The organism is Streptomyces sp. NPDC051909 (assembly GCF_040681095.1).
In the GTDB taxonomy this organism is placed as follows: domain Bacteria; phylum Actinomycetota; class Actinomycetes; order Streptomycetales; family Streptomycetaceae; genus Streptomyces.
In genome coordinates this window covers 42,659-66,044 of sequence record NZ_JBFAYA010000019.1, presented here as the reverse complement: position 1 = coordinate 66,044, position 23,386 = coordinate 42,659, and the positions used below count along the sequence as shown (strand labels likewise).

The 23,386-nt window shown below is 71.5% G+C and carries 18 protein-coding genes, 2 tRNA genes, 1 other RNA gene and 2 pseudogenes; 9 read left to right on the top strand and 14 right to left on the bottom strand.

Features of this window, described 5'->3' with window-relative positions; genetic code table 11:
• Window positions 1–14 precede the first annotated feature (14 nt).
• Window positions 15–90: transfer RNA gene (locus AB0M18_RS27115), tRNA-Gly, on the top strand.
• 119 nt (window positions 91–209) lie between these two features.
• Here the strand turns inward: AB0M18_RS27115 and AB0M18_RS27110 are convergent.
• The 6 genes from AB0M18_RS27110 to ffs form a co-directional block, all read right to left on the bottom strand.
• Window positions 210–1,121: a phosphoribosylaminoimidazolesuccinocarboxamide synthase gene (locus tag AB0M18_RS27110; RefSeq protein WP_365762404.1), complete on the bottom strand. Its 912-nt coding sequence runs from the start codon at window positions 1,119–1,121 to the stop codon at window positions 210–212.
• A gap of 120 nt (window positions 1,122–1,241) precedes the next feature.
• Window positions 1,242–2,714 carry a N,N-dimethylformamidase beta subunit family domain-containing protein gene (locus AB0M18_RS27105; protein ID WP_365762402.1) on the bottom strand — a complete coding sequence of 491 codons (1,473 nt, stop codon included), beginning with the start codon at window positions 2,712–2,714 and terminating at the stop codon, window positions 1,242–1,244.
• 222 nt (window positions 2,715–2,936) lie between these two features.
• Window positions 2,937–4,841, bottom strand: coding sequence for a hypothetical protein (locus tag AB0M18_RS27100; protein WP_365762400.1), 1,905 nt, complete (start codon window positions 4,839–4,841; stop codon window positions 2,937–2,939).
• Window positions 4,842–5,111: 270 nt separating this feature from the next.
• Entirely contained in the window at window positions 5,112–6,362 is a 1,251-nt protein-coding gene (purD, locus tag AB0M18_RS27095) for a phosphoribosylamine--glycine ligase (RefSeq protein WP_365762398.1), read from the bottom strand.
• 61 nt (window positions 6,363–6,423) lie between these two features.
• On the bottom strand, window positions 6,424–8,580 hold the full coding sequence (locus tag AB0M18_RS27090; RefSeq protein WP_365762396.1) for a DNA polymerase III subunit gamma and tau: 2,157 nt from the start codon (window positions 8,578–8,580) through the stop codon (window positions 6,424–6,426).
• Between the two features lie 94 nt (window positions 8,581–8,674).
• Window positions 8,675–8,773, bottom strand: an RNA gene (ffs, locus tag AB0M18_RS27085) — signal recognition particle sRNA small type.
• 130 nt (window positions 8,774–8,903) lie between these two features.
• On the opposite strand from ffs, the gene AB0M18_RS27080 reads away from it, so the two are divergent.
• A tRNA-Ser gene (locus tag AB0M18_RS27080) sits at window positions 8,904–8,991 on the top strand.
• Window positions 8,992–9,079: 88 nt separating this feature from the next.
• On the opposite strand, the gene AB0M18_RS27075 is transcribed toward AB0M18_RS27080, so the two are convergent.
• From AB0M18_RS27075 to AB0M18_RS27060, 4 genes and pseudogenes are all read right to left on the bottom strand, one after another.
• Complete coding sequence (locus AB0M18_RS27075) at window positions 9,080–10,342, bottom strand: hypothetical protein (protein ID WP_365762394.1); 1,263 nt, start codon at window positions 10,340–10,342, stop codon at window positions 9,080–9,082.
• A 128-nt stretch (window positions 10,343–10,470) separates the two neighbouring features.
• Entirely contained in the window at window positions 10,471–10,656 is a 186-nt protein-coding gene (locus AB0M18_RS27070; RefSeq protein WP_329873312.1) for a hypothetical protein, read from the bottom strand.
• A gap of 92 nt (window positions 10,657–10,748) precedes the next feature.
• Window positions 10,749–11,366 carry a hypothetical protein gene (locus AB0M18_RS27065; protein WP_365762392.1) on the bottom strand — a complete coding sequence of 206 codons (618 nt, stop codon included), beginning with the start codon at window positions 11,364–11,366 and terminating at the stop codon, window positions 10,749–10,751.
• Between the two features lie 199 nt (window positions 11,367–11,565).
• Window positions 11,566–12,866: pseudogene (locus tag AB0M18_RS27060) on the bottom strand (tyrosine-type recombinase/integrase); the annotation flags it as partial.
• A 141-nt stretch (window positions 12,867–13,007) separates the two neighbouring features.
• Between AB0M18_RS27060 and AB0M18_RS27055 the strand changes: the two are divergent.
• From AB0M18_RS27055 to AB0M18_RS27030, 6 genes are all read left to right on the top strand, one after another.
• The gene (locus AB0M18_RS27055) at window positions 13,008–13,661 is read left to right on the top strand and encodes a hypothetical protein (protein ID WP_365762390.1); all 654 of its coding nucleotides are present in this window, start codon (window positions 13,008–13,010) and stop codon (window positions 13,659–13,661) included.
• A gap of 17 nt (window positions 13,662–13,678) precedes the next feature.
• A complete protein-coding gene (locus AB0M18_RS27050; RefSeq protein WP_365762388.1) occupies window positions 13,679–14,404 on the top strand; it encodes a creatininase family protein in 726 nt (241 codons plus the stop codon).
• A gap of 150 nt (window positions 14,405–14,554) precedes the next feature.
• Window positions 14,555–15,604, top strand: a complete 1,050-nt coding sequence (locus tag AB0M18_RS27045; protein WP_365762386.1) for a hypothetical protein — start codon at window positions 14,555–14,557, stop codon at window positions 15,602–15,604.
• A gap of 1,020 nt (window positions 15,605–16,624) precedes the next feature.
• Window positions 16,625–19,057, top strand: a complete 2,433-nt coding sequence (locus AB0M18_RS27040; RefSeq protein WP_365762384.1) for a helicase C-terminal domain-containing protein — start codon at window positions 16,625–16,627, stop codon at window positions 19,055–19,057.
• Between the two features lie 65 nt (window positions 19,058–19,122).
• Window positions 19,123–19,338 carry a type II toxin-antitoxin system VapB family antitoxin gene (locus AB0M18_RS27035; protein WP_079428878.1) on the top strand — a complete coding sequence of 72 codons (216 nt, stop codon included), beginning with the start codon at window positions 19,123–19,125 and terminating at the stop codon, window positions 19,336–19,338.
• Window positions 19,335–19,757, top strand: a complete 423-nt coding sequence (locus tag AB0M18_RS27030) for a PIN domain nuclease (protein WP_137994422.1) — start codon at window positions 19,335–19,337, stop codon at window positions 19,755–19,757. The genes AB0M18_RS27035 and AB0M18_RS27030 overlap by 4 nt, the downstream gene beginning before the upstream one ends.
• A 247-nt stretch (window positions 19,758–20,004) precedes the next feature.
• On the opposite strand, the pseudogene AB0M18_RS27025 reads toward AB0M18_RS27030, so the two are convergent.
• The 4 genes and pseudogenes from AB0M18_RS27025 to AB0M18_RS27010 form a co-directional block, all read right to left on the bottom strand.
• Window positions 20,005–20,106: pseudogene (locus tag AB0M18_RS27025) on the bottom strand (haloalkane dehalogenase); the annotation flags it as partial.
• 76 nt (window positions 20,107–20,182) lie between these two features.
• Window positions 20,183–21,064: a GNAT family N-acetyltransferase gene (locus tag AB0M18_RS27020; RefSeq protein ID WP_365762381.1), complete on the bottom strand. Its 882-nt coding sequence runs from the start codon at window positions 21,062–21,064 to the stop codon at window positions 20,183–20,185.
• Between the two features lie 87 nt (window positions 21,065–21,151).
• Window positions 21,152–21,949 (bottom strand): VOC family protein, encoded by a 798-nt coding sequence (locus AB0M18_RS27015; RefSeq protein WP_365762379.1) that lies wholly within the window; start codon window positions 21,947–21,949, stop codon window positions 21,152–21,154.
• Window positions 21,950–22,008: 59 nt separating this feature from the next.
• The gene (locus tag AB0M18_RS27010) at window positions 22,009–22,593 is read right to left on the bottom strand and encodes a dihydrofolate reductase family protein (protein ID WP_365762377.1); all 585 of its coding nucleotides are present in this window, start codon (window positions 22,591–22,593) and stop codon (window positions 22,009–22,011) included.
• A gap of 101 nt (window positions 22,594–22,694) precedes the next feature.
• Here AB0M18_RS27010 and AB0M18_RS27005 point away from each other — a divergent pair, with 101 nt between their 5' ends.
• Window positions 22,695–23,360: a TetR family transcriptional regulator gene (locus AB0M18_RS27005; RefSeq protein ID WP_365762375.1), complete on the top strand. Its 666-nt coding sequence runs from the start codon at window positions 22,695–22,697 to the stop codon at window positions 23,358–23,360.
• Window positions 23,361–23,386: the final 26 nt, after the last annotated feature.

Sequence of the window (23,386 nt, the reverse complement as noted above, 5' to 3'; positions counted from 1 at the left end):
GCGCTACGGCGCATGCGGACGTGGCTCAGTTGGTAGAGCATCACCTTGCCAAGGTGAGGGTCGCGAGTTCGAATCTCGTCGTCCGCTCCATACAGAAAGCCCCCGGTCGATCCGACCGGGGGCTTTCTCGTTCCCAGGGAGCAGGGCCTGCCCGGCGGACCAGGGCGCCTGCCCGGCGGATCAGGGCCGGACAGGCCACGGCGGAATGCCTAGGACCAGGCCTGGCCGGTGAGGAGCTCGTAGGCCTCGGTGTACTTGGCGCGGGTCTTCTCCACGATCTCCGTGGGGAGCGCGGGCGGCGGCTGCTCGCTCTTGCGGTCCCAGCCGGAGGCCGGCGAGGTCAGCCAGTCGCGCACGAACTGCTTGTCGTACGAGGGCTGGGCGCGGCCCGGCTGCCACTGGTCGGCCGGCCAGAAGCGCGAGGAGTCCGGGGTGAGGACCTCGTCGGCGAGGACGAGGGTCTGGCCCTCCGCGGTGGACTCGAAGCCGAACTCGAACTTCGTGTCCGCCAGGATGATCCCCCGCTCGCGGGCGATGTCGCGGGCCCGGGAGTACACGGCGAGGGTCGTCTGGCGAAGCAGCGCGGCGGTCTCGGCGCCGACCTGGCGGGCGACCTCCTCGTACGACACGTTCTCGTCGTGGTCGCCGACGGCGGCCTTGGTCGCCGGGGTGAAGATCGGCGCGGGCAGCTCGGAGCCGTCGGTCAGGCCCTCGGGCAGGGCCAGGCCGCAGACCGTGCGGGACGCGTCGTACTCGACGAGGCCGGAGCCGGTGAGGTAGCCGCGGGCCACGCACTCGACCGGGACCATGTTCAGGGACTTGCAGATCAGCGTGCGGCCGGCCCAGTCGGCGGGCGCGCCGGCCGGGAGCTCGGTCGACAGGACGTGGTTGGGGACCAGGTCGGCGAGCTTGTCGAACCACCAGAGCGACAGCTTGGTGAGGACGCGGCCCTTGTCGGGGATCTCGGTGGGCAGCACCCAGTCGTACGCGGACATGCGGTCGCTCGCCACCATGACGAGGTCGCCCGCCTCGTTGCGGTACAGGTCGCGGACCTTGCCCGTGTGGAGATGGGTGAGGCCCGGGACCTGGACGGGCTCGGGCTTTTCTACGAATCCGGACACGGTTCCTCCGCGTAGGTTGATCCAGGAGCAGGTCCGATTCTCTCGCACGTCGGGGCCGGTCCGGCCGCCGGGCCGTGTGAGCCCGCGCTCAGTCCCCCTGTCGTACGACCGTGTCCGCGCTCAGTCCCGCTTGCAGATGCGGTCGAGGAGGTTCGCGGTGGCCCGCTGGATCCGGGGGTCCACATGGCCCGGCCGGTCGAGCGCCGGCGACCAGGCGAAGGTGCCCGAGGCGAAGACCCAGGCGCCGGACGGGGCCCGGTAGAGGCTGGTCTCCTGGTGCCGCAGCGCGCCCTCGCCGTCCCGGTACGGCGAGTGGGCGAGGAGGATGCGGCCCTGGTGGTCCGGGAGCGCGGTGCGCGGGAAGTAGCGGTCGGCCTCTCCGGCGACCAGTCCCGGGATCTCGTCGCCCTCGCCCGCGCCGGTGGCCTCCCAGAGCCAGTGCTCCGCGTTCCGTACGACCATCGGGTGCGGTTCGGGCACCCGGCCCGCGTACTGGATGCCGAGCAGCTGCTGCTCCGGCCGGTCGACCTCCCGCCAGAGCGCCGGGCGGCCGGGGCCACGGCGTTTGCGGCAGGTGAGCAGCCGGTCGGGCGCACCGGACGGCGAGGGGGCCAGCTCGACCTGCCAGTACATCGTGTTGGCGGACAGGAGGACGAGGGACGTGCCCTGGTCGCGGGCGAGCTCGACGGTGCGGCGCATCGGCACCGACCAGTACTCGTCGTGGCCCGGGAAGACCAGGCCCCGGTAGCGGCTCGGGTCCACCCGGCCCGCGTGCAGGTCGCGGGTCTCCGCGTACGCCAGGTCGTAGCCGTACCGCTCGGCCCAGCGGATGAAGTCGTACGCGTGCCCCACGTGCAGCGGCAGGCCCGCGCCCGCGTAGGGGCGGTCGAAGGAGACGGTGACGGCCGCCTCCTCCTCGCCGAGCAGCCGGCCCTCCTCGTCCCAGGCGTGGTAGAGGCTGGCGCCGGTCCGGCCGTCCTCCGGATAGAGGTTGTACGCCTGCCAGGTCACGTCCGGCAGGACGAGCAGCAGGTCCGCCGGGTGCCCGTCGCGGACGGTGAAGGGGATGTGGGAGCGGTAGCCGCCGACGGTGGTGAGCACGGCGACGTACGCGCCGATCGACCAGTAGGAGGGGATCTGCAACCGCCAGGACTGCCACCAGTGGTGGCAGGAGACGGTGCGGTCGGCGGTCAGCGGGGCGGGCTGGACGATCCCGGAGAGCCGCGGGCTGGTGGTGATCTTGGCGGCGCCGTCGCCGCCGTAGTGCCCGATCCGGTAGATGTCGACCGAGAACTGCTGCGGCGGGTCCACGGTGATGTGGAAGTCGAGCGCCTCGCCGGGCGCCACCGCGCCGTTGGACACGAAGCCCTTGATCTGGCCGTGCACGTCGTCGGCGGTGCGCGGGCCGCCGCCCACACCGCCACCGCCACCGCCGGTCAGGGTCTCGTCCGCGTACCACGGCACCAGCTGACCGGTGTCGTCGAAGTAGTTCTCGGAACCGCGCAGCCAGGGCAGCGGGCCCTGGCCGAAGGGGTCCGACACGGCGTGCGCGAGCGCGCCGGACTCCCACCGCCTGATCTGCTCCGTCCCCATGACGCGCCCCTCCCTCGACTTCCCCGGTCGTCCGCTCGGTGCCTCTGGTGTCTGCCCGCCGTTGGTGACGGCCGAAGATGCCTCTGTCAGTGCCGGTCTCCAGCACATCACATAACGCACGCACTCCGTCACCCTTCGTCGTGAATTGACGAGAGTGGAAGACAGCCCTCCGGAGGGGGCGGGTCCCGGTGTACGCCCGTGGGCTCGCCCGCGGGCAGGGCCTCAGAGCAGGCGGACCGGCTTCTCCGGGCGCACCCCGGTGCGGTGCAGCCAGGCCCGCAGCGGCTCCGGGTCCCCGTCCTCGACCAGGCAGAGCACCGCCGGCACCAGGTCCGTGCTCCGCTCGCCGCGCACGAGCAGCGCCGGTCCGTCCAGCCAGTCCAGGCCGGGCGCAGCGTCGGCGGTGTCCACGGCGGCGCAGCAGACCATCGCGGCCACATGGTCGGCGAGCAGGTCCCGGCCGGTACGGGGCGGCTGGAGCGGGAACAGCGGCAGCGGCCCGTCGGGACCCTCGGCGGCCGGGGCGACCGGCCGCCGCTCCTCCTCGCGGACGGTCTGCGCGGTGAGCGCCGCGGCGAGCACGTCGGCGGCCTCGGTGCCGGGAGCCCGCTCCGGAGCAAAATCCGGGTCGAGGTCCGGGTCGAGGTCCGGGTCCGAGTCCAGGTCGAGGCCCGGGTGCGGGTTCGGGGCAGAAGCGGGACCGAGGTCGGGGTCGGGGTCGGCGGCGTGGGGTCCGGAGGCCGCGTGGACCGCGGGGGTCGAGGAGTCGGGCGCCTCGGGCGCGGGCGCGGGCGCCGGAGCCCCGAGGCCCGCCCGCGGATCGGTCGCCGTCAGGTGGGCCATGATCCGGGCCAGGGTGGGGGCATCCGGGGCGTCCTGGGCGTCCTGGCCCCGGCGCGCGGCCGGCCCGGTCGGGGTGGCCGCCCCGATCCCGTCGAGGACCTGGTGGAGGCGGGCCGCGTCGGCACGCCACTTCCGGTCGACGACCTCCTCCGCGTACGCACTCCACTCCACCGGCGCCCAGTCCGGGCCCGGCTCGGCCGGCACGCCGTGGAAGAGGCGGGCGGCGAGCAGCGAGGTCGCCTCGTCGACCGCGCCCGGCTCCTCCAGGAGGTCGCAGGCGGGCCGCTCGCCGAGCCGCGAGGCGAAGCCGTCGGCGAGCCGGTCGCGGCGGGACAGCTCCGTGAGCGCCGACACCACGCCCGCGTCGAGGCGCGCGGGCCAGCGGCCCATCCGCCAGGCGGGCAGCGCGACCCGGGTGAGCAGCCGGTCCCAGCCCGCGTAGGCGAGGCCGACCTGCTCCTGGGCCACGATCCGCACCCCGTAGTCCACGGCCTGGGCGCGCTCGGAGCCGGCCGCGGCGACGCCCCGCTCCATCTCGGCGGCGTGCCCGCGACAGCCCCGCAGCATGATCCCGGCGAGCCGTCCCACGCCCAGGGCGCCGATCCGGCGCACCGGGTCGAGGCCGGGGTGCCGGGGCACGGCGACGGCCGCGTCGAGCCCGCGCACGAAGCGGCGGGCGGCGGCTATGTCGGGGTGCGCGGCCGGGCCCGTACCGGCGACGACCGGGGCGAGCACCGCCCGCAGCTCGGCGACCCGCATCCACCACAGGAAGGGCGAGCCGATCACCAGGACGGGCGCCTCCTCGGCGCGGTGCGCGCGGTGCGCGCCGTGCGCCCGGTGCGCCGTCCGGTGGGCCGGGTGCGAACGGTCCTCCAGCCAGCTGTCGCAGTCCGGCGTGAGGGCTATCGCGGAGGGCGCGGGCACGCCGAGCCGGTCGGCGAGGTCGCGCACCATCCGGTAGAGGTCGGGGGCCGCGCTCTCGGCGAGCTCCACCGTCGGCGTCACGGCGGGCTTGGAGCGCGCGACGACCAGGGCGACGGCCGCCGCGACGAGCAGCACGACGACGGCGAGGGCGGTCACCACCCAGCGGGCGGTGTCCCAGCCGGGGCCGGTGAAGTGGCCGGTGACCCCGCCCGCGTACAGCACGACGGCCACGGCGGCGGGAAGCACCGCGAGACCCAGCGCCCTGCCGCGCACGCGGAGCACCGCGAGCGCGCGGGAGCGGGCGGCGCGTGCGCCGAGCTCCTCGCCGGGTGCGGAACCGGTACCGGTCACGCCGTACATCACCCCCTCCTGCCCTGGTCGGGACGGCCCGTGCGGCCCGTGGCGGTGTTGCTCACTCCCCCACTGTGGCACCCGCCACTGACATCGCAAGATCGGAGGGCCAAGTGCCGGAATGCCTTCGCCGCACCCTAGTTGGGGCTTCGGCGGGCGTCATCCGGATGGGCGAGCCGTCACTCGATGGAATGGCTTTGGGCAAAGGTGATGACGAGGGCGCGGCAGTGCGGTTGACTACGCCGCCGCGCCCCTGAGCGCCGTGAGGCACCTGGGACGTCAGCCCCGGGCGGCCTTCTCCGCGATGTCCGTGCGGTGCTGCGAACCGTCAAGACGGATTCGGCCGACCGCCGCGTAGGCGCGCTCGCGGGCCTGGGTCAGGTCCGAACCGGTGGCGGTCACCGAGAGCACCCGGCCGCCGGCGCTGACGACCGCGTCGCCGTCCTTCTTCGTACCGGCGTGCAGCACGTACGCGTGCGGCGCGTCCTGCTCCGCGACCTCGGCCAGGCCCTCGATCGGGTCGCCGGTGCGCGGGGTGCCCGGGTAGTTGTGGGAGGCCACGACCACGGTGACGGCGGCCTCGTCGCGCCAGGCCAGCGGGGCCTGGTCGGCGAGGGTGCCGTTGGCGGAGTGCAGCAGCACGCCGGCCAGCGGGGTCTTCAGGCGGGCGAGCACGACCTGGGTCTCCGGGTCGCCGAAGCGCGCGTTGAACTCGATGACCCGCACCCCGCGGCTGGTGATCGCCAGACCCGCGTAGAGGAGGCCGGAGAACGGGGTGCCGCGGCGGCTCAGCTCGTCGACGGTGGGCTGCAGGACGGTCTGCAGAACCTCGTCGACCAGCTTCGGGTCGGCCCAGGGCAGCGGGGAGTAGGCGCCCATGCCGCCGGTGTTCGGGCCCTCGTCGCCGTCGAGCGCGCGCTTGAAGTCCTGCGCGGGCTGCAGCGGGAGGACGGTGGTGCCGTCGGTGATGGCGAAGAGGGAGACCTCGGGGCCGTCGAGGTACTCCTCGATGACCACGCGGTCGCAGGCGAGCGCGTGGGCGCGGGCCTGCTCGATGTCCTCGGTCACCACGACGCCCTTGCCGGCCGCGAGACCGTCGTCCTTGACGACGTACGGGGCGCCGAAGGCGTCGAGGGCCTCGTCGATCTCGGCGGGGGTGGTGCAGACGTAGCTGCGGGCGGTGGGCACGCCGGCGCCGGCCATGACGTCCTTGGCGAAGGCCTTGGAGCCCTCCAGCTGCGCCGCCTCCTGGGAGGGGCCGAAGACCGGGATGCCGGCGGCGCGCACGGCGTCGGCGACACCCGCGACGAGCGGGGCCTCCGGGCCGACGACGACGAGCTCGGCACCGAGCTCGGTCGCGAGCGCGGTGACGGCGGCGCCGTCGAGCTGGTCGACGGCGTGGAGCTCGGCGACCTCGGCGATTCCGGCGTTGCCGGGCGCGCAGTGCAGAGCGGTGACGTCGGGATCGAGGGAGAGGGAGCGGCACAGGGCGTGTTCGCGGGCGCCGCCGCCGATGACGAGGACCTTCACGCCAGCCAGGGTAGCCCGCGGGCGCCCGTGATCTTTGTGCGGGCCGCTGAGCGAGACGCTCTTACTCGTTCGTGTATTCCTCCAGGACGGTGGCGCCGAGCTCGCGCACGATCAGCTCGTGCCCGGACAGCGCGGAGTCCACGAGGTCCGGATCGTCCTCCTCGGGCACGTCGTCCTCGGGCGCCACCGGCGGCGGCCCCTGGGGCACATGAGCGGGCGCGGGCGCCTGCCGGGTGGGCTGCGGAGCCTGTACGGGCGCGGGTCCGGGCGCCGGTGCCTGCGGGGCCTGCTGCATGGCCGGCGGGGCCTGTACGGGGGCGGGCGCGGGCGCCGGCGGGCGCGCCGGGGCCGGGGCGGACGGGCGGCCGCCGCCGAAGCCGGTGGCGGCGGGCGGCGGGTTGGCGCCGCCCGAGGGGTCGACGATCGCCTCGACCTTCCAGTGCACGTTGAACTGCTCCGCCAGGGCCGCCTTCAGGACGTCCTCGCTGCCGCTGCTCGCGAAGTTGTCCCGGGCGCCCGCGTTGAGGAAGCCGAGCTGGACGGTGGTGCCGTCGAAGCCCGCGACCTGCGCGTTCTGCGAGAGCAGGATCCAGGTGAAGCGGCGCCGGTTCTTGACCGCCTCCAGGATCTGCGGCCACATGTTCCGCACCTGGGCGGCACCGGCCGCCATGTCCCCGGAGGGAGCGGCCTGGCCGGGCTGGGCCGGGGCCTGCTGGGGAGCGGGGGCGTAAGCCTGCGGGGAGGCGGGCGCGGGGGCCGCGGGCGCGGCTCCCGGCCAGGCGCCGGGCGCTCCGCCACCGGGCCGGGCGGCACCGGGCCAGGCACCGGGCTGCGGCTGCTGCTGTACGGGTGCGGGGGCCGGGGCCGGGGCCTGCGGGGCTTGCTGGAACTGGGGGGCCGGGGCCGGGGGCTGCTGGACGGGCGCGGGCGCCTGGACGGGCGCGGGTGCGGGTGCGGGCGCGGGTGCGGGCGGCGGGACATGGGCCTCCGCCGTCGGCACGTACCCCATCTGCGGCGCCGGCGAGGTGGTCGTGAACACGGCGGCCGGCGGCGCGGCGGCGGCCCCGCGCTCCAGCCGGTCGAGGCGCGCCTGCAGCGAACGCTCGTCGTCGAAGGCGGCGGGCAGCAGCACGCGCGCGCAGATCAGCTCCAGCTGGAGCCGCGGCGAGGTCGCGCCGCGCATCTCGGTCAGCCCCGCGTTGACCAGGTCGGCCGCCCTGCTGAGCTCGGCGGCGCCGAACACGGAGGCCTGCGCCTGCATCCGCTCGATGACGTCGACGGGCGCGTCGACCAGGCCCTTCTCGGCGGCGTCCGGCACGGCGGCCAGGATCACCAGGTCACGCAGCCGCTCCAGGAGGTCGGCGACGAAGCGCCGCGGGTCGTTGCCGCCCTCGATCACCCGGTCCACGACCTCGAAGGCCGCGGCCCCGTCCCCGGCGGCGAAAGCGTCCACCACCGAGTCGAGCAGCGACCCGTCCGTGTAACCGAGGAGGGAGGTGGCCATGGCGTACGTCACACCGTCGTCGGCGGCGCCGGCGAGCAGCTGGTCCATCACGGACATCGAGTCACGCACCGACCCGGCACCGGCCCGGACCACCAGCGGAAGCACGCCGTCCTCGACCGGGATGCCCTCGCGGCCGCAGACGTCGCCCAGGTACTCCCTCAGGGTGCCGGGCGGCACCAGGCGGAAGGGGTAGTGGTGGGTGCGCGAGCGGATCGTCCCGATGACCTTCTCGGGCTCCGTCGTCGCGAAGATGAACTTGAGGTGCTCCGGCGGCTCCTCGACCACCTTCAGCAGGGCGTTGAAGCCCGCCGAGGTGACCATGTGCGCCTCGTCGATGATGTAGATCTTGTAGCGGCTGGACGCCGGCCCGAAGAACGCCTTCTCCCGCAGGTCACGGGCGTCGTCCACACCACCGTGCGAGGCCGCGTCGATCTCGATGACGTCGATCGACCCCGGCCCGTTGCGCGCGAGGTCCCGGCAGGACTGGCACTCCCCGCACGGCGTCGGGGTGGGACCCTTCTCACAGTTCAGACAGCGCGCCAGGATGCGCGCACTGGTCGTCTTGCCGCAGCCGCGCGGCCCGCTGAACAGGTACGCGTGATTGACCCGGTTGTTCCGCAGCGCCTGCTGCAGCGGGTCGGTGACATGCTCCTGCCCGATGACCTCGGCGAAGGACTCGGGGCGGTAGCGGCGGTACAGCGCGAGAGACGACACGTATACGAGGTTATAGGCGCCCACCGACAACCCGGGAACAATCGACCGGCCGCCCTGTGGACGACCGGGGCCCCTCGCCCCGCCCCCGCCCGGAAACGCAAGCGCCCCCCACGCACCCGCCAGAGCCGACCTACCCTTGCTGCCTTCCGGCCCTGGGGGAGTTCAGTCAGATAGCGCCACGTGAGGGGCTCCGCCCAGAGTACCCGATCCGAACCCCCACCCGTCCCCCGCCCTCCCCCACCCCTCGACCTGCACCCTTCCCCCCCGCCCCCGCTCCAGATCATGTGCGCGAGCACCCCTCCCGGTCATGTAATGTTCTCCACGGAGGATTCGCCTAGAGGCCTAGGGCGCACGCTTGGAAAGCGTGTTGGGGGCAACCCCTCACGAGTTCGAATCTCGTATCCTCCGCCACGGCTGACCAGCCAAAACGAAGGTCCCGACCGCCCAGCGGCCGGGACCTTCGTCATTCCATGGTTGCAGTTTTGGTTGCAGTTCCCGTCTACCGCCCGTTGAGGACGGACCGGCACACCTTGCAGTACATGGCGGCGTTCCGCCCGTAGCGCCGCATCAGCTGGCCGCAGCCGGCGCACAGCCCGAACTCCCACGGCGGGCATCCCAGCGCGGCGGAAGCGGCGGCGCGTTCCACGGTGGTGATCCGCATCGGGCCGCGGGAGCGCTGGACCGGCATGCGGGGAAGCGTGAAGCCGCCGGTCGGCTGGTCGAGATCGCGGGCAGGCCGGCCGTCGCTGACGAACCAGCCCTCCTCGCCCGCTCGGCAATTACGGTCGATCTCCTGCTCGGCAAAGGTGATCAGGTCGTCCTCCTCTTCGACCGGGGCCGCAGGGAGAGGCGTCTTGTCACCGACGAGCTCCTGCCACAGCGCGCGGTCCTCGGCCGACACCCACATGTGCCGGCCAGCGCGGCCGCTTCCTCGGTTGGGCACATAGACCGGGACGCTCTCGCCCGTGGCGCTCTGCAGGACCAGGTCCTCGATGAAGACCGGCTTCTTCTCCGGGTGGCACAGCGCGGGCACGAACCAGTCCGCGTGAATCGCGCCACAGTGACCGGCGCCCTCGCTAATGAGGCAGTGGCGCTCGCTACTCGGTACGCACTTCCAGACTTCGAGGTGCCGGAACCCGCCGCGGATCACCATCTCCTTGCCGTCGGCGATGTCCTTCCACGGCATGTCGTCGACCCGCGCCCAGGGAGCCCGGTCGATCAGGGAAGCCGTCCGGTCCTTTGCCACCCAGAGCGGGGTGATGCCGTGCTCCCTTGCGTTGACCGAGCGCCGGTGCACGCTGCTGGGACTGAGGTGGTGGTACTGGATCTCCCAGCCGATCCGTGTGCCGCCGGGTCCGACGACTACGGCGTCCGAGATGCTGCGCCGGTTGCCGATGGGAACCTCGGCCTCGGCGTCCAGGCCGTAACGCCCGGCGGTCTCGACGATCCGCTCCTTGGTGGCCTTGTGCTGTGCGCTCTCCGCCGGCGTCGCCTTGTGCGTGATCGGCAGGTGCGAGGCGACGAGCGGTCGCCGGCCACCCACGCGCCCTCGGCGGATGAACATCCAGGGCGACTTGCCGCCCGACTCCGACAGGCACTCGCGCTTGTCGTGGTGCGCCAGGCATTCGAGCAGCTGCGGGTCGCGCTCGGAGACGCTGGCGGTGATCTCCTGGAGCAGATCGGGACGGTCCGGGTGACCGAGGTCGGGCAGGGACAGATTGATCTCTATGCCATATCCGGTGTGCCACACCCCATTTGCCATCTCTCCACGATAGGAACGACCACTGACACACAACAGGGCGCGTGCAGGATCGAACTCCGATAGCCGGCCCCGGAGTTCATCGGGACCGGCTACCAGAAAGGGACTGGATCACCAGTCGCGGAAGGCGGTCAGCGCCGCCACCTTTCCCAGAGCCACCCCATCGCCGTGACCGTCACGAGCCCGAGTACCTGCTGGGCCTCGTTGCCGATGCCGGTGGTGTAACCCGCCGCGTATCCGACGGCGACGGCCGCGACGAACATCTCGAACCTGGGCGGCCGCTCGCTTCCGGCCACGGGGACACGCATACTGGACATGGTTCTTCTCCTCGTTCAGATGGGTTGGACCATCCGCCGGACCCCGGAGATCTGTGGAAGGTGACACGGGATCCGGCGGAAACATGTGGGGGTCAGGGGGCGCCCTCGAGGCCCCCTGACGTAGGCAACTCCTCGTACAGCTCGGAACTAACCAATTCGCCGAGCCTCACGGTCATTTCTTGGCGTTGCTCCTCGCTCAGGCCACGGAACGCGCGCCAAGCTAGTTCGACTGGGGAGCTGGGGCGGTAGCCCATGGCGATCCAGGCCAAAATGAGCGACCTCTCAGCCTGGGAAAGATCCTTCAATCGCCCCCAGACCGCTTCCGGATCCGGCGCTTGCCTGAGCCGAATGTCATCGAACGCCGGGGCTCGGAGGGCCTCAGGCTCTAGCAGACGTGCAAGCGACTTCGACTGCTTCTGCTGGCGGGACGCACGGATTACGCCCGGTTCCCAAACAGCTGCCCCAGCCCGCACGAACTGGGCTTCGTTGGGCGCCAGTTGCGGGTCTTCCCGGTTGGTCGCGATCACCCAACCGAGCTCGCGCAAGTCCCGCACACGGCGATCAATTTGCGCGACATCAGGAAAAGCCGCCCTCAACTGGTCCTTGGTGTAGACATTCCCCTCGCCTACCTGAGTAGCAAGCCACAGGGCAGCGCGGACCATGCTCCCCATCTTCTTGTCGGTCCAGTCGGGCAGCTCAGATTCCGCCACGGAGTCACACCTCCTTCTGTCGCTCCACTGGAAGTAAACCACATCCGGCAGCGTTCGGCAGGATTCGGCGCAGTCCGGCTCAGTTCAGCGGGCAATTCGGCGCCATTCGGCAACGCGCTGGGGAAACAAGCAGCGGGCCCCGGCTGAATCATCCGGGGCCCGCTACGGGGATGCGTCGTCGCGCTCGGAGCTGCCCGAGTCACCACTCGTCGGTGTCGCCGTACTTTCCTGGGTTCTGGGCTCGGCCCACAGCCTGTGCACACACCTCGGCGAAGGCAGCCTCGACGGCCTCCTTATCCGTGCCTCGCACCTGGGCCTCGACCTCCTGGCCCGAACCGGGGCGGCGGGCTGTGCGCCAGGCCGAGGCGCGGTCGGTGTAACGGTCGGTCTCGAAGTCCCAGGCCGGCACCGACCACTGCTCCGGGGCCTCGGTCGCCGCGCGTTCCCCGCCAGGAAGGAACAGGGCTCGGGCGTGGAAGACCACGGCCCGCTCCGGTACACGGTCGCGGATCGCGCTCGCACCGCCCGGGCCGCTGTTCCCAGCGCCAGCGGTCCCATTCCTCGATCTCGGCAGAGTGGTCGGGCCAGTCCTCGCTCCACCGTGCGACGACCTCGTCGGCGTGGTCGCGGTGGAGGAAGGGAACACGCCGCTCGCCGAAGCGGGCGACGTGGACCACCAGCTCGGCGGGGACGGGGCTCTGGCCTGCCTCCGGCGCAGCGCTACGCGCAGGCTGGTCCGTGCCCCACAGGAGGCCGCCGACCTTGGCGGCGGTGTCCTTGAGGACGCGGCTGGTCAGGTGCTGGTAGCGGCGGCGCATCCGGGCGGACTTGCCAGGTTCCCAGCCCATGATGGAGTCGACGACCGCGTCGGAGACGCCGAGGATGAGCAGGACCGTCGCCGCGGTGTGGCGGGCGTCGTGGAGGCGGGCGTCGCGGACGCCGGCGGCCTTCAGGAGCTCCTTCCACTTGTGGTAGTCGGTGTTCGGGTTCAGGGGCTCGCCGGTGGGCGAGGTGAACACGTACCCCCTCTCCGTCCACAGGTCGCGGGCCCTGGCTCGCTCGCGGGCCTGGTCCTCCTTGTGCTGGCACAGGAGTTGGAGCAGCTCTTCGGGTACACCGATAGGCCGCTGGCCGGCGCGGGACTTGGCGTTCTTCGTCTCGCGCCGAGTGTTGATCTTCTGGGGGCAGAAGCCGGGCTTGCGTCCGCAGCGGTCGCCGCAGCCGTGCTTGTAGCGGGGCCGCAGCCGACCACGGCGTACGCGGATGACTCCGAGCTCGAAGTCGACGTCGTCCCACTGCATGCCAAGTAACCTCGCCCTGGCGCAGGCCGAGGGCGAGCGCGATGACCCAGCGGGCGGTGTTGCGGTGCTTGGCGGCCTCGGCGAGGAGGCACTGGACCTCTTCGACCGTGTACGGCTCGACCTCCTCCTCTTCGACCTTGGGGGCCTTGGCGATGGAGGCCGGGTTCGCGATCAGGTGCTGGCGGCGCACGGCTTCGTGGTGGGCAGCCAGATGCCCCTCATCGAGCAGATGTGTCGCGAAGCGTACGGTCCGCTGCGGCAGGAGGTCCTGCGTGTGGGGGCACGGTACGCGGAGTTCCTCGGCTGGCTTCACCAGGACACCGGTCGCACCGACGACGCCATGCGCTGGACCAGGCTGGCGATGGAGTATGCCCAAGAGCTGGGCGATCCGATGGTGATCGCGTACATGCTCCAACGCCGCAGCAACATCGCCACGGAGGCGGGCCACGCCGGCCACGGCGCCGGCCTCGCTCTCGCTGCCCTCCGGTACGTCTCCGAGCTCTCGCCTCGCGTCCACGCCGTCGTGCTCCGGCAGCTCGCGAACAGCAAGGCGAGCCTCGGAGAGGCCGTCGAATCCGAGCGGGCCATCGAGCAGGCCCTCGCCGCGGCAGACAGAGGTGACGATGACGACCTGGCCTTCTACTGCACGGTCTCGTACATCGAGATGGAGGCCGCCAACTGCCAGGTACGCCTGGAGCGCCCCGCGCAAGCCGTCGTGACCTACGAGAAGAGCCTGCGGCACTGGCCTGCCGTACAGGAGCGAGACCGAGGGCTGTGTCTTGCCCGGCTCGCCACGGCCAACGCCATCCTGGAGGACGTGGAAGGCGCGCACCGGGCCGCCGAACAAGCCCTCGGCATCGCCCACCGGACGGGCTCCACGCGGATCCTCGGCGAGTTGTACCGGCTTCAACCGTGCCTTGCGCGCTGGCGCAGACTGGTGGAAGTTTCAGAACTCAACAGGGAGTTAGACCTGACCAAGCAGGTCACCCCCTAGTCGACCGAGGGAGAGCCGTGAACTTGCTGCCGACCGCCACGAGCACCGATGTCCAGGAGCTGCAGCCCCGCGTCGCCGTGCTCCCAGTCGGTTCCTTCGAGCAGCACGGCACGTACCTCCCATTGATCACCGACACGGCGATCGCATGCGTCATCGCCCAGGAGATCGCCGACGCCTACCCTGTCCACCTTCTCCCTCCCCTCACCGTCTCGTGCAGCCACGAGCACTCAGCGTTCCCCGGCACCGTCAGCATCAGCGCCAGGACCCTGTACGCCGTGATCGATGACATCCGTGCATCCCTCGCCCGCTCCGGCATCGACAAGCTGGTGATCGTCAACGGCCACGGAGGGAACTACGTCCTGTCGAACGTGGTCCAGGAAGCCAACGTCGACGGCCCGGCGGTCTCCCTCTTCCCTCTCGGCCCCGACTGGGACCGTGCCCGCGAGTACGGCGGCCTGGAGTCCGACAGGCACGCGGACATGCACGCGGACATGCACGCCGGCGAGATCGAGACGTCGATCCTGCTCCACGCCGCTCCCGAGCTCGTCCGCGAAGGCTACGCCGACGCGGACCACGACAGCGGGCAGCGGCCCTTCCTCCTGGTCCAGGGAATGGCCGAGTACACACAGTCTGGGGTGATCGGCTTCCCCTCGCTGGCCACCGCTGAGAAAGGGAAGGCCGTCCTGGAAAGCCTGCGATCGAGCTTCTCAGCACACTTCGATTTGCTCCGCCGACTGAGCTGACCCGGGAGGCACGGGCACGCCCCGGCAGCGTGGCCGCAACCACGGGAGCGCCGGGCCGGCCCGTCCCTCCTGGAGACGCTCGGACAGCAGAATGCGGGAACATCACCATTCTGGTTGTAGGCGCTCGGCGGGACCGGTACGACGGTCACCATGTATCGATGGTCGCCGCTCAACGATCGACAGCTGGCCTTGCTCACTCGTATCGGAGAGGGAAAGGAACCCGTCACCTCGGCGGGCCCGGAACTCGCCCACACCGCCCGTGCTCTCAAGGGCCGGGGCCTCATCACCATGCCCAGGCATGGTGGGAAGTGGCAGGCGGAGATCACCGATGACGGTCGCTTCTACCTGGAACACGGCCACCACCCGGACCGGCCTGAACCGACCCCGCGCAAGCAACGACCGGCAGCCGCCGAGCCGAAGCCGGAAGCTGCGGTATCTCCCCGTCGGCGGGCGACGCCCCCGCCCGAGGCGAAGCCGGCGCCCCCTGCGAAGCCGCCTCGCCAGTCACCGGCGGAAGTCGGCGCGGCCTTGATCGCGGAGGTGCAGAAGGCCGGCCGCTTCCTTCGGATCCCCGATCCAAATGCCGAAGAACGGGCACGCTATCGCCGGGCGTTCGACGCCGCGCGGCAGTGTGCCCCGGACGGCTTCCACCTGAAGTACAGCGGTCGGGCAAAGGGAGACTTCTTCCTCGGACTGCTGCGGGTGACGGGCGAGGACGACACCGAGTGGAACCGGATCCGCCTGGCACGCAGCCGCGTGATCACCGACGTCGAGGACGTGATCGCTGCGGTCACGGCGGACCACAGCGCCTTCGAGATCTCGGACGAGGTACTCCCACGGGTGCTTACCCTCCTTCGACTCCTCGCCGAGCAGGCTCTGGCACGGCACGGCGACATCGCGGTGTCGAAGAAGCGCAGGCAGGTAAGGCCGCTGCTCACAGTCCACGGCAGGACGTACGAGATCAGCTTCAAGGAACGGCAGAAGCAGGTCCGGTACGTGCCCACGCAGCCGGGCCGGCGGACGTACGAATGGCAGCGGGTCACCCCGGCCCACCGGCTCGAACCGTCCGGCGAGCTGGATCTGCAGGTGGCCCAGCAATCGGGGTACAGCTACGGCTACCGCTACGGCTGGACGAAGGATGGTCCGACACCGCCAAGAAGCCGTTGGAGGACCAGATCGACGCCGTCCTCCGAGCGCTGAAGGCCCGCGCGGAGGAAGAGGAGCAGGCCCGGCTGGCGCGGGAGGCGGAACAACAGCGTCAGCGTGAGGAGCGGGAGCGGCAGGAGGAGGAACGCCGCCTGCGAGAGGCCCAGGAAGAAGAGGAGCACCGCCGGCGGAAGGCAGAGAAGAAGGAGCGCACGCGGCGGGAGTGGGAAGCGGCGGTCAGCGTCGCGACGATCAAGGCAGTGGACGCCGTACGGGTCGACCGGTTCGGCACCGCCCTGGCGCAGTGGCGGACCGCAGGGGAGATGCGGGCCTTCTGCGCCGCGCTCGACGAGGCCGCCTCCACCTCGAACGACGCCCACGAAGCCGAGCGGCTTCGCGAGTGGTCAGCGTGGGGGAAGGCGGAGGCTGACCGGCTCGACCCGACCGTGGCCGGCAGGACCCTGTCCGAGATCGTGGCAGAACCGCAGCGGGCCGCTGAGCTTGCCCGGCTACGAGAACAGGTCGGACACATCGCCGCCATCGCGGAGCAAGCTCTCCGAGGCCGGGATCCTCACTCACCCGACCGGCTCCGATCCTCTCGCAGTGACCACCGGCAGCCGGGACAGGATGGTCTCAGTTCTGGTCTCATTCGCCTCCGTCCGGGGCTGTCCGGACAGGGCCACACCCAACGCTCCGCCGCATGTCAGGACGCGTACGGTCCCCGCTGGACGGGCGTACGAACATTTGGAAAGCGTGTTGGGGGCAACCCCTCACGAGTTCGAATCTCGTATCCTCCGCAGCCGCCTGAACAGGCGAAACGAGAAGCCGAGCCGCAATCTGCGGCTCGGCTTCTCGTCACGCTCTGGTTGCATTTCCGGTTGCGTTCATATGCACCTAATTCGGGTGTTTCGGGTAACTGGGTAGCCCCACTCCCGCCGCCTCGCGGATGCCGGCGCCCACCAACGGGGAGTCCTGCCCCGTACGGCATCTGCGGATCACAGGGGTACGACATCCTTGAAACCCCGCAGCGGGTCTCCCCGCTGCCATGGTCCTGATCCCGCGAGGTGTCCCGGCATGAAGTCCCGATCGACGCTGGCGACTTGGCTGGACGGCCTTGACGGCTGTCTCCTGGCACGCGTGCTCGAGACGCGGAGAGACGCCGCGTCCCCTCCGGAGCCGCGATCGGTGGGGGAACTGGCCGACCGTCTTCAGCGCCCGGGATCGGTGGCGCTTGCCCTGCCGCAGCTCGCCCTGCCTCATCTCCAGGTCGCCGAAGCGCTGGCGGCGCTGGGTGCGCCCACGTCGCGCGATGCCCTGGCGGGGCTGCTGGAAGCGGCGGACGGTGAAGCCGCCCGCGAGCTGGACGCCGCACTGGAGGCTCTCGCCGATCATGCTTTGGTCTGGCCTGACGGCGCAGGGAAGCTCCGCATGGCCGGAGCGTTGCGCCAGGCGTGGGACGCACCACTGGGCCTGGATGCCCCGCTGGAGGAACTGCTCACGGGCACGACCTCCGACGAGCTACGCGGCATGCTGGCGGCGCTGGGCGTCAGCGTCAAACCGCCGGGCAGTAAGGCGCAGCGGCTGGCCGCGCTCGTGGAACACCACAGCGACCCGGAGCGCATCCTCTCCGCGGTCGCCAAGGCCCCTGCGGCGACCCGGAAGCTGCTGGAAGGCCGAGCGGGGGCTGGGCCCGCGAGGCCCGCGCGGTTCATCATGTTCGGGAGTCCGGGCCCCGATCTCGAACCGGGCGCTCGATGGGCACTGGAGCGGGGACTCCTGGTCCAGGACCGCCACCGCTTCGGCCCGGCCCGTATGCCCGCCGAGGTGGCACTCGCGCTGCGCGGGCCCGGCTGGCACGCCCCGTTCCAAGCCGTCCCGCCTTCCGTGGGATTGGCGCCCGTCACTCCGAGGGAGGTCGACCGCGAGGCGTCGGCCGTCGCCTCGACGTTCGCCGCCGGTGCTGCCTCGGTCCTGTCTGCCTGCTCGGCAACCGCGCCGGCCCGGCTGAAGTCCGGCGGGATCGGTGCGCGTGAACTGGCACGGATCGGCAAGGCCGCCCAGGCCGACGACACCGTCGTACGCCTCACCCTGGAGACCGCGTACGCCGCCGGGCTGCTGGCCCGGGACTGCGATCGAGTGGCCCCCACCGAGGCATACGACGCCTGGGCGGCACAGGAACCCCCGGAGCAGTTCGCCGCACTGCTCCAGGCATGGTGGAACCTGCCGCTCACCCCCACCCAGGCCCGCGACGAGGACAACAAGGCTCTCCCGGCACTCGGCGGCGCACCGCCCTGCAACGGCTGCGTGCAGGCCCGCCACGGTCTGCTGGCCTCAGCCGCGCGGCTCCCGACAGGGCAGGGCGTGCGGGTCGCGTCGGATCTGGGGCCGCTGGTCGCCTGGCACCGCCCCCTCGCCGACTCGTCGTCTGACGGAACGCCGTTCGCCACCGTGATCCAGGAGGCCGAACTCCTCGGCGTACTCGCACGCGGTGCTCTGTCCGCCTTCGGCATCCACCTGTGGACCGGCGACGCGGAGAGGCTGGGCATCGAATGCCGTCGGCTGCTGCCCTCGGCCGCCGCGACGGCCCGGATCGGCGCCGACCTCACCGCCGTCGTCACCGGCACCCCGTCCGCGCGGCTGGCCTCGCTCCTGGACTCCGTCGCCGACCGGGAGACCAACGGCACGGCATCGGTGTGGCGGTTCAGCCCCGGCAGCGTCCGCCGGGCCCTGGACGCCGGCCGTACCCCCGAGGACATCACGGCCGACCTAGCCGCCGTCGCCGCCGGGCCGCTGCCACAGCCGCTGTCGTACCTGATCACCGACACCGCACGAAGCCACGGGCGCGTGCGCATCGCCCCCGCCGCCTGCGTCCTCCACGGCGACGAGCCCGCGCTCCTGGCCGAACTCGCCGCCCACCGCAAGCTCGCCAAGCTTGGGCTGCGCCAGTTGGCTCCGACGGTGCTGATCAGCCGCAGCCCGCTCGACGCGACCCTCGCCGCTCTTCGGGCCGAGGGATACGCCCCCGTCGCCGAGACCAACGAGGGAACGGTGCGCATCGAGAAGACCCGGCCTCGGCGGGCCACGGCTGCCGTTCCGGCTCCGCGCGGCTCCAGGGCGAGGGGCGGCGGCCGGACCGCTGCCCCGAGCATGGCTAATGGATCCGCCGCCTTCGACCCGAGCGCGTTGGCGACCCGGCTGCTGGCCGCCCCGGCAACGGCTCCCGAACCAGCACCGTTCGAGGGCGGAGTGCCCTTCGCCACAGACACCGAGGAGATCGTCGCAGGGTGGGCGAAGCGCCTGCCGTACACCGACGTCCGCCAGCTCGCCCACGCCATCGACACAGGTCAGGCCATCACCGTTGAGTACGTCGCCGCCTCCGGCAACCGCACGGTGCGCACCCTCAGCCGCCTCGAACTCGACCCGCCCTACCTCGAAGCCTGGTGCCACCTGCGAGAAGACGAACGCGTCTTCACCCTCTCCCGCATCCACGGCGTCATGCCGACGTGAATCCATGACATCGATGAACCATGAGAGATATAGTTGTTTCCACAGTTGATATATGAGAGGTGCACATGAGCCGGACAGTGATTGACCTCGATGACGAGCTGGTGGCAGACGTAGCCAAAGCCCTGGGCACCAGTACCAAGAAGGAAACGGTCAACACAGCCTTGCGCGAGGTACTGGAGAACAGGCGGCGGGCGCTGGCCCTGACCCGCCTGCGCGCCGCGGCCGACGAAGGCGCGTTCGATCTGACGCTCTTCGAGGACAAGCGGAACTACCGACGGTGAATGCCGCGCTCTACCTGATCGACACCAGCGCCCTCGCCCGATTCATGCGGGGCGACGCGGAGCAGTACGGCTGGGACCAGGCAGCAGCAGCCGGCCTGATCGCCACGTGCCCCATCACGGAGCTGGAGTTCTTCTACAGCGCCCGATCGGCCGCCGACCGGGCACGCGGCATCGAGGACATACGGCTGATCTTCGGCTGGGTCCCGGTCGACGACCGCGCCTACGACCGCGCCTGGCAGGTCCAGGAAGCCCTCACCAAACAGGGCAAGCACCGCAGCGCCGGTGCGGTGGATCTCGTCGTCGCCGCGACCGCCGAGTTGCAGGGACTGACACTCCTGCACTGCGACCACGACTTCGAGTGCATCGCCGCAGTAACCGGTCAACCCCTCCAGTGGTACGGCCCCGAGGGGCGTAAGTAGTCGAACGGTGGTTGCAGTTCTGGTTGCATTCGCCCCCGTCCGGGGCCGTCCGCCAGGTAGCGCCCCAGTCACTCCACCCGAAGTCAGGACAAGTACGACCCCAGCCGGACACCCATACGAACATTTGGAAAGCGTGTTGGGGGCAACCCCTCACGAGTTCGAATCTCGTATCCTCCGCCAGCGCCCAGCAGGGCGTACGAAGGTCCCGACCGCTCAGCGGTCGGGACCTTCGTCGTTCATCGTCCCCCGACGCGAGCCAGGCGTCGTACGCCTCGATGCGGGTGACCAGCTCGGCCGGTTCGCCGCCGAGGGGCATCTGGCGTGCCCAGGCGAGGATCGGGCGGCGGCTGCATGTCGGTGGTTCCCTCCGCTCGTTCAGGACATGGATGACGGGCCGGTGCGGGGCCCGCTCCGCCGGGGAGGGCCTACAGGTCGAGCTGGTACTCGTGGGCCGTGTGCGTCGGCAGGTAACCGAGTGCGTCGTTGACGCGCCGCATGTACGGGTTGTTGTCGGCGGTGTCGGTCAGCAGACCGCCGAGGCGGGGGTGGCGTTCGCGGGCCTGGAGGATCGAGGCGGCCTTCATCCGGCGGGCGAGACCGCGGCCGCGGTGCTCGGGCAACACCGCCGTGCCGTAGTGCTGGGCGTCGCCCCTCCCGCTGCCGGGGACCACGAGTTCGGTGAAGCCGGCGATGGAGCCGTCCGAGCGGTCGATGACCGCCACGGTGTGGAGGATGTCCCCGCGTGCGGCGACGGCCGAGGCCGCTGCCTTCACCCGGTCCAGGTCCCAGACCACCGTGCCGTAGTCGACGGCGCCCATCGGCATGTCGTCCATGGCGCGGCGCGATGCCACGAAGGTGTCGGCGAGCTCGTCGGGCACCGTCCCCTCCCACGCGGCCAGCCGGTAGCCGGTCTGCGGCTGCTCCGCGACGGCGGTGAGCGCGGCGAGGTCCACGTCGGCCAGCGGCAGCCGGGCGTAGGTCAGGGCCAGCACTCCGCGGAATCCGGTGGCGACGAGGAAGCCGGCACCGGGAGAGCCGGCTTCGGCCTGGGAGATGACGGCACGTCGACCGTCCTGGCGGGCGGCGGCGACGGCCGCGTCGAGCAGGAGGGAGCCCACCCGCCGGCGCCGTTCGGCCGGGTGGACCTGAACGTCCAGTTCGGCGAGGTGGCGTTGCCCGTCCTTGGTGAACAGGCGCAGGAAGGCGGACCCGACGGGGTGGCCGTCAGGGTCGGCGGCCAGCCAGGCCAGGCGGCGGCCGGCGGGGGTCTCCTCAGGGTCGGTCAGGGCGGTGATGCGCACGGACAAGCTGTCTCCGTTACGGGAAGGATGTGCGGGAAGGAAGGACGTGCGGGAGGGACGTGCGGGGGGTGGGATTCGTCTTGGGCGCGGCCGCTACCGGGCCCAGGGCAGGATGCGGGTGCCCTCGGTGCCGGGCACGGAGGCCACGCCGTCCGAGCGCATCGCGACGTGGGCCTCGGCCGCCTGCGGGGCGTGGACCTGGCGGAGCACGTCCGGCGGGAGGACGAAGGTCTGCCCGGCCGTGATCTTCTCGGTGCGGCCGTCGCAGGTGACCTGGAGGACGCCGGCGGTGACCGTCCAGACCTGTTCGCGGCTGATGACGTGCTCGGGGCCGGTCTGACCGGCCTCCATCGCGACGGTCCAGGTGCTGAGTTCCGTGCTGCCGCGGCTGGGGGCGGCCAGGCCGGTCATGCGGGCGTTCGGGGACTCGGTGACGTTCTCGGCGGCGGGGGTGATCACGATCAGGGCGGGTTCCTCACTCCGGGTGGGCTCGTCGGGGGTGGCCGGGGCGGCCGGGGCGGCCCATTCGACGAGCTGGACGACGATTCCGTTCGGGTCGGTCAGCTGGAACAGCCGCTCGCCCCAGGGCTCCTCGCGCAGCGGCATGGTGATCGGGGCGCCCGCCTCGCGCAGGCGCCGCTCCTCGGCCTCGATGCCGGTGACGGTGAGCGCGAGGATCAGCCCCGTGGCCTGCTGGTCGCGCTGCTCGGGCGGGAGCACCTCGGTGCCGCGGCGCAGCAGCACCACATCGGCGGCGGCGTCGTCGCGGGTCAGCGACGCGAAGCCGTCGGCGGCCATGGCGACCTGGTAGCCGAGGTGGGTGCGGAAGAAGTCGAGGGAGGCGTCTACGTCGGCGACGGTGAGGGACAGGGTGGAGGTGGTGACGCGCAAGGCGGCTCCTGGCTGGTTCGGGTGGTGAACGGTGTACGGGGACCTGCGCGAGTGCGGTGCTAGTCGGAGGCCTTCGCGTAGGTGAGGACGAGGTTCCCGCGCTCGAACACGCGGGTGTCGGTGAGCGTGAACGTGCGCGGCGAGAAGTCGGCGCGGAAGAGCGGGATGCCCGAGCCGGCCACGATCGGGTACTGCTTGACGATCAGCTCGTCGATCTCGGGCAGGAGCTGGCCTGCCAGGTCGGCGCCGCCGCAGAGCCAGATGCCGAGCCCGTCCTCTTCCTTGAGCCGGCGGACCAGCTTCACCGGGTCCTCCGCCGTGATCTCGACGGCCGGGTCCGGGCTGGTGGTGAGCGAGCGGGAGAGAACGATCTGCCGCAGGTGGGCGTACGGGCTGGTGAGGCCGGCGGAGAGCCCCGGGGCGTAGGTGCCGCGGCCCATGAGCACGGTGTCGAAGCGGGTGTTGGGCGCGTCCGGGATGCCGAGGGCGGCGCGGCCCGGGGTCGGGAGGGTTTCCGCGTACTCGGCGATCAGGTGCGGCAGGTAGTCCTCGGTGACGTACGGCATGAAGAAGTCGAAGTCGCCGTCGGGGGCGGCGATGAAGCCGTCGATGGTGGTGCCGATGAAGTAGGTGAGCTTGCGCATCCCAGTCCGTTCGTCGGGGCTAATTTTGCAACGGACGTAACTTTACGCAGGCCCGTGATCGAACGTCAAGCATAATTTTGCGACGGGGGTAAGATTGCTCCATGACTACCGAGATCGGGCTCCGCGAGTCCAAGAAGCAGGAGACCAGGCAGCTGATCTCCGACTGCGCCACCAGGCTCTTCATCGAGCACGGCTTCGAGCAGACGACCATCGCCGAGATCGCCGCCGCGGCCCGCGTGGCCAAGAAGACGGTCACCAACTACTTCCCGCGCAAGGAGGACCTGGCCCTCGATCACCACGAGGCGTTCACCCAGGGCCTGGCCCAGGCCGTCGCCGAGCGCGAGCCCGGCGAAGAACCGCTCACCGCCCTGGGGCGGACGTTCCGCGCCGCCCTGCTGGAACACAGCCCCGTCGTCGGCTTCACCGGCCCCGCGTTCGCCCGCATGGTCACCGACAGCCCCACCCTCAGCGCCCGGCTGCGTGAACTGCACGATCAGCGAGAGGAGGCCCTCGCCGCGGCGCTGACCGCCGTCGCCCCGGATCCCGCCCCCGCCATCGCACCCCGGGCCGCCGCCGCCTTGATCGCCGCGGCAGACCGTCTGCTGTTCCGGCGCATCCAGGAACTCACCCTGGCCGGCCGCTCCGACGACGAGATCGAGGCCGCGCTGATTCCGGAGGCCGACCACCTCCGCACCCTCCTCGCCGCCGCCCTCGGCAACCACCCCACCGCCGCCCTCGGCAACCACCCCACCGCCGCGGCCTCGTGACCTTGCCGCACGTCCGGGCTCGCGCG